Annotated in this window: 16 protein-coding genes; 8 read left to right on the top strand and 8 right to left on the bottom strand. The window is 41.7% G+C overall.

What is annotated here, in order from left to right; all coding sequences use genetic code 11:
• Positions 1-201: 201 nt before the first annotated feature.
• The 3 genes from PTT44_RS06800 to PTT44_RS06790 form a co-directional block, all read right to left on the bottom strand.
• Positions 202-828, bottom strand: a complete 627-nt coding sequence (locus tag PTT44_RS06800; RefSeq protein WP_058870028.1) for a superoxide dismutase — start codon at positions 826-828, stop codon at positions 202-204.
• 209 nt (positions 829-1,037) lie between these two features.
• Positions 1,038-1,658 (bottom strand): superoxide dismutase, encoded by a 621-nt coding sequence (locus PTT44_RS06795; protein WP_168158100.1) that lies wholly within the window; start codon positions 1,656-1,658, stop codon positions 1,038-1,040.
• Positions 1,659-2,003: 345 nt separating this feature from the next.
• On the bottom strand, positions 2,004-2,762 hold the full coding sequence (locus tag PTT44_RS06790; RefSeq protein ID WP_168158099.1) for a Nif3-like dinuclear metal center hexameric protein: 759 nt from the start codon (positions 2,760-2,762) through the stop codon (positions 2,004-2,006).
• A 168-nt stretch (positions 2,763-2,930) separates the two neighbouring features.
• On the opposite strand from PTT44_RS06790, the gene PTT44_RS06785 reads away from it, so the two are divergent.
• Entirely contained in the window at positions 2,931-4,109 is a 1,179-nt protein-coding gene (locus PTT44_RS06785) for a S1C family serine protease (protein ID WP_168158098.1), read from the top strand.
• Positions 4,110-4,599: 490 nt separating this feature from the next.
• Here PTT44_RS06785 and PTT44_RS06780 read toward each other — a convergent pair whose 3' ends face one another.
• The 3 genes from PTT44_RS06780 to PTT44_RS06770 form a co-directional block, all read right to left on the bottom strand.
• Positions 4,600-5,562 (bottom strand): Tim44 domain-containing protein, encoded by a 963-nt coding sequence (locus PTT44_RS06780; RefSeq protein ID WP_004982589.1) that lies wholly within the window; start codon positions 5,560-5,562, stop codon positions 4,600-4,602.
• Positions 5,563-5,680: 118 nt separating this feature from the next.
• Complete coding sequence (radA, locus tag PTT44_RS06775) at positions 5,681-7,072, bottom strand: DNA repair protein RadA (RefSeq protein ID WP_004695771.1); 1,392 nt, start codon at positions 7,070-7,072, stop codon at positions 5,681-5,683.
• 143 nt (positions 7,073-7,215) lie between these two features.
• Positions 7,216-8,577, bottom strand: coding sequence for an alanine/glycine:cation symporter family protein (locus PTT44_RS06770; protein WP_005400491.1), 1,362 nt, complete (start codon positions 8,575-8,577; stop codon positions 7,216-7,218).
• Between the two features lie 332 nt (positions 8,578-8,909).
• On the opposite strand from PTT44_RS06770, the gene PTT44_RS06765 reads away from it, so the two are divergent.
• The 6 genes from PTT44_RS06765 (at position 8,910) to PTT44_RS06740 (ending at position 14,610) form a co-directional block, all read left to right on the top strand.
• Positions 8,910-10,313 (top strand): amino acid permease, encoded by a 1,404-nt coding sequence (locus PTT44_RS06765; protein ID WP_168158097.1) that lies wholly within the window; start codon positions 8,910-8,912, stop codon positions 10,311-10,313.
• 133 nt (positions 10,314-10,446) lie between these two features.
• Positions 10,447-10,671: a hypothetical protein gene (locus tag PTT44_RS06760; protein ID WP_004982578.1), complete on the top strand. Its 225-nt coding sequence runs from the start codon at positions 10,447-10,449 to the stop codon at positions 10,669-10,671.
• 32 nt (positions 10,672-10,703) lie between these two features.
• A complete protein-coding gene (lysA, locus tag PTT44_RS06755) occupies positions 10,704-11,954 on the top strand; it encodes a diaminopimelate decarboxylase (RefSeq protein WP_168158096.1) in 1,251 nt (416 codons plus the stop codon).
• A 6-nt stretch (positions 11,955-11,960) separates the two neighbouring features.
• Positions 11,961-12,806 (top strand): diaminopimelate epimerase, encoded by an 846-nt coding sequence (gene dapF / locus PTT44_RS06750; RefSeq protein WP_168158095.1) that lies wholly within the window; start codon positions 11,961-11,963, stop codon positions 12,804-12,806.
• 154 nt (positions 12,807-12,960) lie between these two features.
• Positions 12,961-13,872 (top strand): tyrosine recombinase XerC, encoded by a 912-nt coding sequence (locus PTT44_RS06745; protein WP_168158297.1) that lies wholly within the window; start codon positions 12,961-12,963, stop codon positions 13,870-13,872.
• A gap of 339 nt (positions 13,873-14,211) precedes the next feature.
• Entirely contained in the window at positions 14,212-14,610 is a 399-nt protein-coding gene (locus PTT44_RS06740; protein WP_168158094.1) for a hypothetical protein, read from the top strand.
• On the opposite strand, the gene PTT44_RS06735 is transcribed toward PTT44_RS06740, so the two are convergent.
• Together PTT44_RS06735 and PTT44_RS06730 are read right to left on the bottom strand one after the other, a co-directional pair.
• Complete coding sequence (locus tag PTT44_RS06735) at positions 14,537-15,142, bottom strand: GNAT family N-acetyltransferase (RefSeq protein ID WP_168158093.1); 606 nt, start codon at positions 15,140-15,142, stop codon at positions 14,537-14,539. The genes PTT44_RS06740 and PTT44_RS06735 overlap by 74 nt on opposite strands.
• Complete coding sequence (locus tag PTT44_RS06730; protein WP_004695793.1) at positions 15,142-15,636, bottom strand: Lrp/AsnC family transcriptional regulator; 495 nt, start codon at positions 15,634-15,636, stop codon at positions 15,142-15,144. Before PTT44_RS06730 ends, PTT44_RS06735 begins: the two co-directional genes overlap by 1 nt.
• 114 nt (positions 15,637-15,750) lie before the next feature.
• On the opposite strand from PTT44_RS06730, the gene PTT44_RS06725 reads away from it, so the two are divergent.
• A complete protein-coding gene (locus PTT44_RS06725) occupies positions 15,751-16,356 on the top strand; it encodes a LysE family translocator (RefSeq protein ID WP_087013283.1) in 606 nt (201 codons plus the stop codon).
• Positions 16,357-16,426: the final 70 nt, after the last annotated feature.

Genomic DNA, 16,426 nt, shown 5'->3' with positions numbered 1-16,426 from the left:
CGAACCAGGGACCTGCGGATTAACAGTCCGTCGCTCTACCGACTGAGCTATTGGAGAATCTGATGCGCATTTTAGGGAGGAAAGGAAAATGGGTCAAGCAAAAAATATTGAGAAATGAATTGTTTGCTTTATAAATATGCGTTTAGGCTGCAAAAACAAAAAAACCGCTCAAAAAGAGCGGTTTTTTAAACAAGACGAATCTTATTTTTCAACACCAGCAGCTTGGCCTGCATATTTCGCGTTTGCATAATCCCAGTTTACAAGGCTTTCAAGGAAAGTTTTGATGTAAACAGGACGCGCATTACGGAAGTCGATGTAGTAAGCATGTTCCCAAACGTCAATGGTTAACACTGCAACTTTACCGTGTGCAAGTGGAGTGTCTGCATTTGAAGTTTTAAGAATAGAAAGGTTGCCATTTACTTCGTCAGCAACTAACCAAGCCCAACCTGAACCGAATTGAGTTGTTGCAGCAGCAGCAAACTCTTCAGCGAATTTTTCGTAAGAACCGAACGCTTCATCAATTTTAGCAGCTAAAGCACCTGTTGCTTTACCACCACCGTTTTTAGCCATACAGTTCCAGTAGAATGTGTGGTTCCAAACTTGTGCTGCGTTATTGAAGATACCTGCTTTAGCTGCATCACCAGCAGAAGCTGTGATGATTTCTTCTAAAGTTTTACCTTCAAGGTCAGTACCTTTGATTAGGTTGTTTAGGTTAACAACATAAGTATTGTGGTGTTTGTCGTGGTGGAATTCTAAAGTTTCTTTGCTGATGTGCGGAGCAAGATCTTCGTAGCCATATGGAAGTGCAGGTAAAGTAATGGTTGTCATGTTTCATTCCTTGCAGATTTGCTGGGTTTTACTTTAAGTGCATTTATTGTAAATGATTCTATAGACAATAGGGCAGTCTTTTAATACACAAAATATGCAAAAAACTTCGCAAGGAGACATATACGATACACAAGATATCGTTAGAGTCTTTCGTACAGAATATATTCATTTTAAAAGACTCTAAGCTCTAAATGGACTGAGGTGGGTGATTATTTTTTAGTCTGCAACGCAGCATGGTAACGGCGATTTACTTCATCCCAATCGACCACATTATAAAAGGCATTAATATATTCAGGACGGCGGTTTTGGTATTTTAGATAATACGCATGTTCCCATACATCTAAACCGAGAATAGGGGTGTGACCGTACATCAGTGGGGAATCCTGATTTGTACTGCTTTCAACAATCAGCTGGTGTTCAGGTGTTACGCTCAGCCATGCCCAACCACTGCCAAAACGGCTAATCGCTGCTTTGGTAAATGCATCTTTAAAAGCATAAAAACCACCGAGTTGCTCATCAATAGCTTTTGCCACAGCTCCAGTTGGTTGCCCACCACCTTGTGGACTCATGACTGTCCAAAACAGTGAGTGGTTGGCATGACCACCTGCATTATTGATCACCATATTTTTAAGATCAGTAGGGACTTCATTGACTTTGGCAACCAAATCTTCCACAGACAGTTTCTCCCATTCTGTGCCTGCAATCGCGCCATTAATGTTATTGATGTAGGTTTGATGGTGTTTACTGTGGTGAATTTCCATCGTTTTCGTATCAATATTGGGTTCGAGTGCATCATAGGCATAAGGAAGAGCGGGTAAAGAATAAGCCATGTGTTTGATTCCTTTAATCATCAAAATTGTTTTATTGGGATTTTTTAAAGCAGTTTTATTATCCACTTAAAAGTTAATGAGAATCAATATGTTTATTATTTGCAATTTTGAAGCGGAAGGTCGCAAGTTTTATTGTTCATGTTAGGTTGGAAGTTCAGTACGTATAACAAGAATGAGATGCAAAGCGTTTTTGAACTGATGCTATGTTTTGATTTAAAAAGATGAAAGGCTAGGAATAATATTTTATAAATTAATCATTTGCTGAAATGGAAGTGATGTCGAATGCCATGCGATGTAAGCGCATTGAAAGGACTGGGATGAAAATAGTCTCATCCCAGTAATTGCTTAGATCGGGTTATTTAACTCGAAATATACATATTCAATATCAAATTGTTCTGAAATGGCTTGACCCAAACGCTGCACGCCGTAGCGTTCAGTCGCATGATGTCCGCAAGCAAAATAATGTACGCCTAATTCTTTGGCTTCATAGAAGGTACGTTCACTGACTTCGCCTGAAATATAGGCATCACAGCCTTGTTCAGCGGCTTTTACAATAAAATCTTGAGCACCACCGGTACAAAAACCAACTTTTTCAATCATGGTCTTGTCCGCAGGAAGATGGGTGACATCAAACTTTAATTTCTCAGATACAAACTTTTTAAACTCTTCCACAGGCATGGGCTGTTTTAAATAACCAATATTGCCAATAGGATGACGCTCAGATGGATCAAGTGCTTCAATACGTTCCAGTTTGAGCAAATCTGCAATCGCTGCATTATTTCCAAGACTCGGATGGCTGTCGAGGGGGAGGTGATATGCCAACAAAGAAATGTCATGTTGGATCAGACTCTTGATCCGTTTACCGCGCATACCTGTGATGGGGTAGGCTTCACCTTTCCAAAAATAACCATGATGCACCAGTAAAAGATCCGCATTTTCTCGTATCGCGGCATCTATGGCATCTTGCGATGCTGTCACAGCAGCTAAAATTTTACGCACTTCGGTCTTTCCTTCAATTTGAAGGCCATTCGGTGCATAGTCCTTAAACTCAGGTGATTTGAGGGTTTGATCACACCACTGAATAATGTCTTGTAATTTTGCCATATCGACTTAAAAACTCTTTTAAATTGATTACATCGGAACCTATTGTTTATTGTAACTAAAGCATGACAAAACTCTTGCTTATTTTTGTGCTTCGGCTTGAATTTCGCTTTACAATAGGCATAAATTACTTAGTCATCAATGAATTAAAACATTTTAGAGGGTGAAATCGTGCGCAGGACCTTTTCCTGGTTACCTTGGGTATTACTCATTTTAGTCATTGCTGGATTTTTTGCTTGGCAGCAGTATCAAAAGCCAAAAGCGCCTGTGGCGTCGGATGGTATTAAGATGCCTGCTGAAAAGGTGGAGCCTTTAATTAACACCACGCGTACCGGTGGGGTGGTTTCTTATAGTGCCGCCGTGAAAGTGGCTGCGCCAGCAGTAGTGAATATTTTTACCACGCAAAAAGTCAAACAACTTGACCATCCATTACTCAATGATCCTGCGTTCCGTGAATTTTTTGGCAATCAAATTCCAGATCAGTTTAGCCAAAATAAAAATGAAAACAGTTTGGGTTCAGGTGTGATTGTTCGCCCTGATGGTTATATTTTGACGAATAATCATGTGATTGCTCAAGCCGATCAAATTGTTGTGGCATTGCAAGATGGTCGTCGTGCAGTGGCTAAAGTGATTGGTACCGACCCCGATACCGATTTGGCTGTGATTAAAATTGAGCTGGCAAATCTGCCTGTTTTACCCTTTAAGCTAAGTGGCAACGAAGTGGGTGATGTGGTCTTGGCCATTGGCAACCCATTTGGCGTAGGTCAAACCGTTACGCAGGGTATTATCTCTGCTACAGGACGCTCTGACCTGGGCATTAACACTTATGAAGACTTCATTCAAACCGATGCTGCGATTAATCCCGGCAATTCTGGCGGTGCTTTGATTGATGTCGCGGGGAATTTGATTGGAGTGAATACGGCGATTTTCTCTCAGTCAGGTGGGTCTTTAGGTATTGGTTTTGCCATTCCTGCAAGAATTTGTCAGCAAGTACTGAACTCCATTCTTAAAGATGGTCGTGTGGTACGTGGTTGGCTAGGTATCAGTTTATTGCCTGTTGAACAAGTCAATATCTTAGAGCCTAAAGGGCCAGGTGTGGTTGTCGCGGATGTGTTGAAAACGGGACCTGCTGCAAAAGCTGGTTTAATGAAAGGCGACAAGATTGTGAAAGTGAATGATGAAGTGATTACTTCAACCTCACATTTGATTAATTTTGTGGCTTTACAACCGCCAAATAGCACCATTCAGATTTCACTTGAGCGCGATGGTAAACCTTTAGATGTTGCTGTGGTTGTTGGGGAAAGAAAAGAGCAAAATCAGGACTCTCAATTTATCCCATTACCTGAATAAGACTAAAAACGTAAATAAAAATGCCTCTTATATAGAGGCATTTTTTATGAGTAGATGATTTACAGTGTGAATATTAAATGCAGAGCATGATCAATAGAAAATCCTGTGCATTTTAAATGCTTAAGATTGGTAAATGATGATCTCAGTTTTAGTCGAAAATCAAAGCTCACTTATTTTTAGATATTGTCCAATGACATCAAGCATTTATAATGTGATGAACTTATTTGTGTGGAGGTATAGGTCGAAGCTAAAAGAAGGCGTGTGATTGAGGATGCATTGTACAGCCTCTCACTACGCTTCTTATTTAACATAGATGATAAGTTTTACTTCTAGGAAATATTGAGTTTAACTTTTAGGAAAACTATTGCTGTTATCGTTTTGAATGGTGTTTTTGTTTAAGCGAGGCGTTGATAACTCTGTTGAATCGACAGGAGTATTTATAGGGAATAAAAAACAGCAACCGAAGTCGCTGTTTTTATATATCTGAAAATTACGCTTCTTGCTGGATACCCGCAACGAGCCAGTCTTGGGTAGAACCCGCAGGTTTTACAAAGTGCCAAACTTCAGCAAAAGGTTGCGGTAAGCTGTTGAGATCTTCACTTACTGTACCAGTAAAACGTACGCTAACCACGTATTGGCCATTTTCTGTAGCAGAGTCTGCAACCATGGCGTTAAGGTTTGAAAACTCAGCTACATCTTGATCTTGATTCGCCATAATGTCTTGATACATAGACTGGTAAAGATCAGGTGTTAAGTAACGCTGAATTTCAGAAATGTTACTTGCCGTGTTCATTGACTGAATATGATTGAAACGTTGACGAGCAATACGTAAGAAAGCCGCAGGTTCTGTACCGTCTGGCAGCTGACTACCACTATTGGTATAGGCAGCGCCAAAAGGTGCATTGTTTTGTGGTGCCGCAGCTGAACCACCTACAGACTGACCAAAAATATTGCTGTTGTCATTTGATGTACGTGGTGCAGCTTGTTGGCCAAACGGTGCTTGAGTTGAACCATTGTTTGGCGCGTATGGATTAGGTGCTACTTTTTTTTTTGCGCCCATTTTACGGAAAATGAAGAAGGCAACAGCAGCGGCAAGAAGAATCCAAATCCAGCTCGGAATACCACCTTTTTCTTCCTGTGCTTGCGCTTGAGAAGCAGAGTTGTCATCTGCCAACGCATTTGCAGCTACAGCACCAATTGCAGCACCCGCTACACCAGCAGCAACCATACCACCGACGCCTGGACCAGATTTAGCTGGAGCTGTAGCGGGCGCGGTCGGTTGTTGAGCTGGAGTTGCTTGACGAGGTTGTTGATAAGACTGAGTTGGTGCAGCTTGACGGCTCATGCCGTGGCTTTTACCACCACCTGCACGTTTAGCTTCTGCAGCTAAGGGTGCAACTAAAAGAGCCGCTGTTAAAAAACCAGCAATCAAACCACGCTGTCGAACTTCCATCAAATTTTCCTACTCTATAAAAAATAAATTTTAACTCTACCTTTATGCAGCCTTTCATCCTAAATTTCAATAAAAAACGTGTTTATTTTATGAGAAATTAAAATGGATGGAATTTAGCTTAGTTGAGTTCATCGCTTAAGCTCATGGCTTCAGTGAGTGCCTCATGTAAGCGCGCCACAGCGATGACCTTCACCCCAGCAATGTCTTTTTGCGGTGCGTTACCTCGCGGTAGAATAATGTACTTAAAACCATGTTTAATGGCTTCTTTTAAGCGTTCCTGCCCATTAGGGACTGGGCGAATTTCCCCGGAGAGTCCTACTTCACCAAAAACAGCCAATTGTTGTGGCAGCGCTTTACCTCGTAAACTAGAGGCGCAGGCCAATAAGACAGCCAAGTCAGAGCCTGTTTCCGTGATTTTTAAACCACCGACAACGTTGACATAGACATCTTGTCCAGATGTTTGTACGCCACCATGGCGATGCATCACCGCCAAGAGCATATTTAAACGGTTTTGTTCTAAACCCAAGGCGACTCGACGCGGTTGACCATGTGCATCATCCACCAAAGCTTGAACCTCAACCAACAGAGGACGTGTGCCTTCACGGCTGATCATCACGATTGAGCCTGCAATCGCTTCATCATAACGACTTAGGAAAATGGCTGAAGGATTCGCCACTTCTCTTAATCCTTTATCGGTCATGCCAAAAACCCCGAGTTCATTGACTGCACCAAAACGATTTTTAACGGCACGAATCATCCGATAACGTGAGTCGGACTGACCTTCAAAGTACAGAACACAGTCCACCATATGTTCAAGCACACGCGGGCCAGCCAGTGCACCTTCTTTGGTGACGTGTCCGACAATGAACAAGGCTGTACCACTATTTTTAGCAAAACGTGTCAGTAAAGCTGCGGACTCACGAATTTGAGAAACACCGCCCGGCGCTGACTGTAGTGTTTCGGTATATAGGGTTTGAATGGAATCTAAAATTGCCACGGCTGGACGCTCATGGGCAAGCATTTCACATATCCGCTCAACACAGGTTTCTGCCATGACTTTGAGTTTATCTGTGGGCAGATCAAGACGATTTGCACGTAAAGCCACTTGAGAGAGTGATTCTTCACCTGTGACATACAATGCCGCACTGTTGGCCGCGGCCATATGCGTTGCTGTTTGCAATAAAATGGTCGATTTTCCAATGCCTGGATCACCACCAATCAGTACCACAGAGCCCGTGACGAGACCACCGCCAAGCACACGATCAAACTCACCAATTCCTGTAGCCAATCGAGTTTCATGTGAAACTGAAATTTGATTTAAGGTGCTAATAGCAGCAGCTTGACCTGCATAGCCGCCACCCATTTTGGGTTGCGCACGATGTGTGACTGCTGGTGCAATATTGACTTCAACTAGACTATTCCATTCTCCACATTCAGAACATTGGCCCGCCCATTTTGAATGGTCAGCGCCACATTGTTCACAGCGGTAAACACTTTTTGCTTTTGCCATGCTTTATTTGATGCACTATTTGGAGTATTCGATGGTTCAACAGCATACAGAGGATTGGATTTGAAATGAATGCTCTGAATCAAAAAGCCACCCGAAGGTGGCTTAAGTATTGCACATTTTAAAAATGTGCTTTGAAAATAGCCTTAGTACAACTCACCTGATTTACGTTTTTCGACAAAATCACGTGACTCTTTCACAATCACCGTCGACAGCAATAACAAGGCAATTAAGTTTGGAACAGCCATTAAACCATTAAAGGTGTCGGCAAATAGCCAGACTAAATCAAGAGATGCCACGCAACCAATAAAGACTGATGCGATGTAAATGAGACGGTACAACAGAACATACTTTTCACCGAGTAAATAAGTACAGCATTTTTCGCCGTAATAGCACCAACCTAAAATGGTGGAGTAAGCGAAGAACACAATACCAAAAGTCACGATCCAGCCTCCGACACCTGGCAGTAATTGGTTAAAAGTATGGGTAGTTAATACCGCGCCTGTTTCGCCACCAAAACTATTGCCCGCCATAATAAAGCCCATAACCAAAACGATCCCTGTAATACTACAGACGATAATGGTATCGATAAACGTACCTGTCATTGAGACTAAGCCTTGACGTGCAGGGTGGTCGGTTTTTGCAGCAGCTGCGGCGATCGGCGCCGAACCCATCCCTGCTTCATTTGAGAAGACGCCACGAGCGACACCGTAACGAATGACAGCACCAATTGCGCCACCTGCTACAGCTTCACCCGTAAAGGCATCACGGAAGATCAGTTCAAGTGCAGGCATGACGAGTTCAAGATGGTTGAAGATAATAATGAGGCCACCGAGGACATAGCCAATCGCCATAATCGGTACGATGAAAGAAGCGGCTTTAGAAATAGATTTAATCCCGCCTAAAATAACCAAAGCAGAAAATACCGTAATAACGATACCTGTGATCCATGTTGCAACTCCCGTACTGTTTTCAACAGCGAGCGCAACTGTGTTGGATTGTACTGAACTGCCAATCCCAAAAGACGCCAAGGTGCCAAATAGCGCAAAAATCAGTGCTAACCATTTCCATTTTAGGCCGCGTTCAATGTAGTACATTGGACCGCCAGACATTTCACCTTTTTCATTTTTGATTCGGTATTTAACTGCCAGTACGCCTTCACCATATTTGGTTGCCATACCGAACAGGGCTGTCATCCACATCCAAAACACCGCACCTGGGCCACCAAGGACACAAGCGGTTGCAACACCAGCGATATTACCCGTACCAATGGTGGCAGAGAGTGCTGTCATGAGGGATGCAAAGTGGGAAATATCTCCAGTATGAGAATGTGCTTGGTCATGTTTGCCAAATACCTGTTTAAAGGCCAGAGGTAACATGCGGATTTGCCAGAAGAACAAGCGTAATGTGAGGAATATCCCTGTTCCGACAATGAGGACCAACATATAGGGTCCCCAGACCCAACCACTGATGGTTTCCATAAAAGTTTGTAAACTTTGTGTATTCATTTTTTCTTTTAGTCCTCTATGTTTTAAAACTTGAAATTTCTAGAAAAATTTTGAGTTTTATTAAGCAATTGATATGCCACAGTCATGCTTCCTGCACGATTTTTTATTGATTTTTAGTCTTGTTGTATTTGTTACACGGAAATTTATTTTTGACAAGTGTTTTGCTGATTTTTTCAACAGGAACTTTTACGTGTCCGTTGTCGTGTTAAATATAAGAAAAATTAATTAACTTTTCAAAAGATGTTGAAAATATAGATTAATACAATTTTATTTTTATTTTTTTGTTCTTTTCGGGTAATTTTGGCGACTGGAAATAAAAGATGACATCAAGAATGAGTTTAGAAAATACAGAATCGACCTCTGAACAAGGTGATTTAAAACGGAGTTTATCCAACCGCCATTTACAACTCATTGCGATTGGCGGTGCGATTGGTACAGGTTTATTTATGGGGTCGGGGAAGACGATTAGTCTCGCTGGGCCATCTATTTTAATCATTTACATGATTATTGGTTTTATGGTGTTTTTGGTCATGCGCGCGCTTGGCGAATTACTGCTGTCTAACTTGAAGTACAAATCGTTTATCGATTTCTCTACCGATTTGATTGGGCCGTGGGCAGGCTATTTCGTTGGCTGGACCTATTGGTTATGTTGGATCACGATTGGTATTGCGGACTTATCAGCTATTATTTATTACCTTCAGTTTTTTAATGGAGGGATGCCGTTCACACCTGGGGAAGGGGTGATGATCAGTGTTGCGGCCATTGTGTTCATCATGGGCTTGAACTTGGTCACGGTGAAACTGTTTGGTGAGCTAGAGTTCTGGTTTGCACTAATTAAGATTATTGCCATTGTGGTGTTGATTGGTGTTGGTTTATGGATGATCTTTACAGGGTTCACTTCAACGACGGGTGAAATTGCATCATTTAGTCATCTTTGGTCACATGGCGGAATGTTCCCAACAGGCGTGACAGGCTTCCTTGCTGGTTTCCAAATTGCGATCTTTGCCTTTGTAGGTGTAGAGCTGGTCGGTACCACGGCTGCTGAAACCAAAGACCCAGAAAAGAATTTGCCTAAAGCGGTGAACTCGATTCCAATTCGTATCATTGTTTTCTATGTGCTGTCTTTAGTGATTGTAATGTCTGTGACACCATGGAACGTGATCGATCCTGCAGTTTCGCCTTTTGTGAACTTGTTCAGTCAAGCGGGTATTGCAGCAGCAGCAATTATCATGAACTTGGTGGTATTGTCTTCTGTGATGTCATCAATGAACAGTGGTGTGTTTTCAACGTCGCGTATGTTGTTTGGTTTGTCTCGTGAAGATCAAGGGCCAAAAGCATTTGGGCATTTAAACAAGCGTGCTGTTCCTGCAAATGCATTGTACTTTTCAGCAATTTGTTTACTGTTAGGTGCTGCACTACAGTACTTTGTACCAAATACTGTTGAAGCCTTTACTTTGGCAACTACACTGTCGACGATTTTGTTTATCTGCGTCTGGATTATGATTATCTGGAGCTACATTGTGTATTACAAAACACGTCCAGAGTTACATGCAAAATCGACCTTTAAATTACCGGGTGGTCTGTTTACCTGTTGGTTTGTGATTGTTTTCTTCATTGGCGTGATCTATGTGTTATCACTAGAAGCAGATACCATGAAAGCTTTAATGGTGAGTCCAATTTGGTTCATCATTTTGATTATTGGTTATTTTGGTTTCTACAAACCGAAACATAAATAATCGATGCGATTGAGAAAAACGCCAGTCTTTAACTGGCGTTTTTTTTTAACTCACTATAATCTTTAGCGCTTAGTGGTTTGGTCATGTATGTTGATCAGGTTATACTTCTTCAAAATATCAAATAGGTGATCAGATGCGTTCTGTCATTTGCTGCATCAGTGTCTTGGTGATGAGTACTGCATTCGTCGGTTGTGGTCAGTCTGGTACATTACATATGCCAAATGATCCAAACTACGACAAGCGAGCGAAATATTTGCTTTATAAAGACGCAGCATCTAAGCCGTCTGCACAAAAGGAAGATACAGCGCCCGTGAAGCAAGAATTTGCTGCACCTTCAGTTGAAACCAATCAGCCTTAATACCTTAAACGCTTCATAGAAAGGATACATTCATGAGTTTTACCCGCAATCATGGGGTTTTGCACGCTGAGCAATGCTCGCTGCAACAGCTTGCGCAGCAATTTGGTACACCACTGTATGTTTATTCAAAAGCGACTTTTGAAAAACACTTTACAGAGATGGATCGTGCTTTTGACTTTATCGATCATCAAATTTGTTTTGCGGTTAAGTCAAACTCAAACATTGCGGTATTGAATGTCCTTGCAAAGCTCGGTGCGGGTTTTGATATTGTGACCGGCGGAGAATTGGCTCGTGTACTAAAAGCGGGTGGTGATGCTTCTAAAATTGTCTTTTCGGGTTTAGGTAAAACTGAGATTGATGTTCAAAAAGCATTAGAAGTGGGTATTGCATGCTTCAATGTCGAGTCTCATGCCGAGCTAGATCGGATTCAAAAAGTTGCAGCGAAGCTCGGCAAAAAAGCACCCATTTCATTGCGCGTCAATCCAGATGTAGATGCGAAAACGCATCCTTATATTTCAACAGGTTTAAAAGAAAATAAATTTGGGATTCCTTCAGATACGGTGTTTGAAACCTATCAATATGCTGCAACGCTGCCGAATTTAGACATTATTGGTATTGACTGTCATATTGGTTCACAGCTGACTGAAACACAGCCTTTTGTGGATGCGCTAGATCGCGTGATTGTGATGATCGATCAGCTTAAAACCATGGGTATTCAGTTGAAACACATCGACATTGGTGGTGGTTTAGGCGTGACCTATAAAGATGAAGTACCGCCTACCGTTTTTGAATATGCCAATGCAATGAAGCCCGCTTTAGAAAAATTGGGTTTGAAAGTGTATATGGAACCGGGACGCAGTATTTCGGCAAATGCAGGAGTACTCCTGACCAAAGTAGATTTACTCAAACCGACTATTCACCGTAACTTTGCGATTATTGACGCAGCCATGAACGATTTGATCCGTCCTGCACTGTATGAAGCATGGATGGATATTCAGCCCGTTACACCGCGTTCAGATGTCGAGGCAAAAGAGTGGGATGTGGTTGGTGCGATTTGTGAAACAGGTGATTTCTTAGGTAAAGAGCGTGTGCTTGCACTCAAAGAAAATGACGTACTGGCTGTATTGGGTGCTGGTGCTTATGGTTTTGTCATGAGTTCAAATTACAACAGTCGCGGTCGCGCCGCTGAAGTGATGGTGGATGGTGAAAACGCACATTTGATTCGTGAGCGTGAAATCATTGAGTCGCTTTGGGACAAAGAACGTTTATTGCCTGAAGGATAATTCAAGATGTTATTAGAATTTACCAAAATGCATGGTCTAGGCAATGACTTTATGGTGGTTGATTTAATCAGCCAAAGAGCATTCCTTGATACTGTCACGATTCAGCGATTGGCGGATCGCCATTTCGGCATTGGTTTTGATCAGTTGTTGATAGTTGAGCCACCTGATTTACCTAATGTCGATTTCAAATACCGAATTTTCAATGCCGATGGTTCTGAAGTTGAACAATGTGGTAATGGCGTGCGCTGCTTTGCGCGTTTTGTACATGAGCGTCAGCTCACTACAAAGACCAAGATTAAAGTACAAACCAAGGCTGGAATTGTAGAACCCGAACTTGGTCAAAATGGCTGGGTACGTGTGAATATGGGTTATCCAAAGTTCTTACCACAGGAAATTCCATTTATTGCGGATGCTCCTGAAGCATTGTATGACATTGCTTTGACGAACAATGAGCAATTGACCATTGATGTGGTGAATATGGGTAACCCTCATGCAGTTACAATCGTTCCCGACGTGATCACAGCTGAAGTTGCACGTCTAGGGCCTCAGGTTGAATCGCATGAGCGTTTTCCGCAGCGTGTGAATGCTGGGTTTATGCAAATCATTGATGAAAAGCATGCGCGCTTACGTGTGTTTGAACGGGGTGTAGGCGAAACCTTGGCCTGTGGAACAGGAGCTTGTGCGGCTGCGATTTCAGGTATGCGCCGTGGTTTACTCGATTCATCTGTTGAGATTGAGCTCGCAGGTGGTAAGTTGCATATTGAATGGCGTGAAGGTGATGTGGTTTGGATGACGGGACCAACCTCAAATGTCTACGAAGGACGTATCGATCTGAGTTACTATCAAAACTAAGTTTAGCGTCACACAAGAAGCACTGATTCATCAGTGCTTTTTTTATGAAAAATGTACATAGGCATATAAAGAGCTGAGACAGTGCTACTATGCAAAAGAAAATCAATCTTCCACAGAATAGAACTATAGAGGCTGACTTGTGACTTTTGAGCCGATGCAACTGCTCGCGATGTGGTTAAAACAACGAGAAATACAAAATCAGTCTGCCCGTACTTTGCAGGCTTATGAACGAGATGTGTCTGATTTTTTGCTATTTTGTGAACAGAAAAAGCTTGAGTTGGGTGATGTTGAAGCCACTGATTTACGCGAATTTATTGCACAAAAAGTTGAACATCAACAGTTGAGCTCCAGTAGTTTACAGCGGATGTTATCTTCTATTCGTCAGTTTATGAAATGGGCTGAGCAGGGGCAACATTTGGCTTTTAATCCTGCCGATGACTTTCAACTCAAACGTAAACCTCGCCCTTTACCAGGGCTAGTGGACATTGAAACCATCAATCAAATTTTGGATCAGGCTTTGCCTGAGAAAGAAGTCGAACAGCAAATGTGGTATCGAGACAAAGCTTTGATTGAGCTACTTTATGCTAGTGGATTACGCTTAGCGGAAGTGCACGGCTTAAGAATTAAAGATATCGACTTTAACCGACAGTTACTGCGTATTACAGGTAAGGGCAATAAAACTCGGGTTGTGCCTTTTGGTTCTAAAGCCAAAGATGCAGTAATGAAATGGTTGAGCATTTACCCGCTGTGGAATGGTGATTTTGTGCCCGATGCACAAGTTTTTATTACTCAAAAGGGCAATCCTTTGGGGATGCGCCAGATTGAAAATCGGGTCAAGTTTCAGGCACAGCGCGCAGGTGTAAATATCGATCTGCATCCGCATTTACTCCGACATTGTTTTGCTAGTCACATGCTATCAAACAGTGGTGACTTGCGTGCAGTGCAGGAAATGTTAGGCCACAGTAACTTAAGTACCACCCAAATTTATACCCATGTCGATTTTGACAGGCTGGCTCAAGTGTATGATCAGACACATCCACGAGCACAGCAAAAGGTGAAAACTTAGTTCATTCATATTTTAAAAATAGTGTCACATAATGCATGCACTATAGCGCTGTGTTTTAGGTTAAATGCCAAAGGTCAGAACAAACGGCGAAACACATCCGTAGATAACTATTGTACGCACTAGGGCGGTCTGTGAGATTCGGCATTATTATTGCTTTAATTACTCTTGCTTGAATCAACTAGATTAATAAGCAGCAGTCATCGCTCACTTTTGTTAGAAAAAGTGTGATTATGAACTTTTGTAGAATAATAAATCGGCAAAAAATAGAGTATAAACTTAAAAGAGGATGGGCTGAATATTCCAGTTTAATGAAACGGTAGATTTAAGCTTATATTGAAGATGACAAATGTGAAAATAGGTCAGTATATGATTTCAGATATACAAGCAAAGTATGATCAACTCAGCTCCGCGCAAAAAGACATTTTTGCGGGCTATGGTTTGCGTCAGGTCAAACACTTTGTTGAAATTAGTTTAGCCAATATTGAACCTGTACTGCCTGAAAATGCATTTGTTCAAGGCGTCAATGCAGCAGGTAAAGTTCAGGCTTTGAATGCAGAGACTGGACAATACTATTTATGGATTTCCGATTTACAGTGGCAAGTGACTGCACAGCCCTCAAATAGCATTGATTTGAAAGACGACTTTCTTGAAGTCTGGAAAATTTTTAATCTTGGACAATATGAATTGATTGATTTAAGTCATATTCATCGTGATTTTTTAGAAAGTCAGTTGGCTTAATGGCATAGAGTGTATGTCGAAGCAGTGGGCTATTTTGATCGAGTTTAGGATGATTAAAATAGCCACAATGTTGCATGCCGAGACGTTTCATTACCGCTTCAGAATCCCTATTTTGAACTGCGGTAAAAGCAACAACTTCATCCAGTTTTAAAACCGAAAAAGCAAAATATAGGCAAGCCTGTGCAGCTTCTGTGGCATAACCCTGATGCCAAAGCTTCGAGTCCAATCGCCAACCAATTTCGACACAGGGTGAAAAATCAAAGCACTCAGGTTGAGCATGTAAGCCTGTAAATCCAATGAACTCCTGACTATGCTTCAGTTCGACTGCCCAAAAGCCCCAACCATTTTGATTGATGAATTGCTGAAACGTTTGCACAAGGGCATCGCTTTGTGTTTGCGTGAGTGGTCTAGGAAAATAACGCATCACTTGAGTATCGGCATTTAACTGCGCAAATGCAGGAAAGTCATCTGCGCGCCAAGCTCTTAGACGTAAACGCGCCGTTTCTATCGCAAAATTGAAATGCGCTGACATTAGATTTCATCAAGCGGCAGTTGGAAACTTTGTTTAATGATTTGACTTGGCAAGTCTGTTTTGACACTGGTAATGCCATTCTTTTTGGTCAAATGTGTGGATTGGAACTCGCGATAACTTTCTAAATCAGGTACTACAACTTTCAGCATTGCATCGCATTCCCCTAAAATAATGTAGCATTCCATGACTTGAGGGAGCTCTTTCATGGCTTCAATAAAGGTGTCGATGGTTTCGGCATCTTGACCGACTAGCCAAATACGCGAGAACAGAATCAGTTGAAGGCCAATTTTTTGTGGATCGACCACTGTAGTATAATTTTGAATAACACCCGCTTCTTCTAATAGTTTGACGCGTCTTAGGCATGAAGACGGTGATAGACCGATTTCTCGTGCTAAGTCATTATTTTGAATGCGGCCATTGTCTTGTAAGTGGCGAATGATATTTTTATCAATACGGTCAAGTTTTATGCGCACAGACTTTGGTGATTGTTTCATATCTTAGAATATAATTTGAAAAATACGTTTTATTATAGAATAAATTGAAAGCCAATTTTGTATTATTTCGCACATACTAATTTTCACTTTCTAATGGATGAAAGGGGAAAGGAAATGTCTGTATATGTACTCTTTGCACTGACCGTGCTGCCACTAATTTTTACACCTGGGCCAGATATGTTATTTATTCTGTCTCAAGTTATGGGCAAAGATGCAAAAGCAGGCATGATGGCGACTATCGGCGTATGTACAGGCTATTTACTACATTCAATTTTAGTGGCTTTGGGTATTGCTGCCATTATTGTGTCTTTCCCGCTTTTGTTTGAAACCATCCGCTGGCTGGGTATTGCATATTTGTTGTATTTGGCCTTTGGTTTATTAAAGTCGGTTTTTAGCACTAAAAAATTGCAACTAGACCGAAAAACGGAAAATAACCCGATCAAAAAAGGCTTTTTTACCGCACTATTAAATCCTAAAGGTATGCTTATCTATTTTGCAATCTTGCCGCAATTTATCGATAAATCTGCCAACACTGTCAGTCAAGGTTTGATTTTATCTTTACTCTTTATCGCGATGATTTTTGTGGTCTACTGTAGTTTGAGTCTGGTTTTTGCAAAACTGACACAGAAGGCCCCAATAGATGAACGTAAGCAAAAATGGATTGATGGCACTTCAGGTGGGCTGTTGGCATTGGCCGCGACATGGCTGATTGCCAATTAAACTCAGAAAAGCATGTCAGAATGGCATGCTTTTTTTTGAGGAAGTTTTTAAGATCGCCTAATAAAGCAGC

This window comes from Acinetobacter sp. Gutcm_16, assembly GCF_028649355.1.
Classification (GTDB): domain Bacteria; phylum Pseudomonadota; class Gammaproteobacteria; order Pseudomonadales; family Moraxellaceae; genus Acinetobacter; species Acinetobacter johnsonii.
This window is presented reverse-complemented; position numbering and strand designations above follow the sequence as displayed.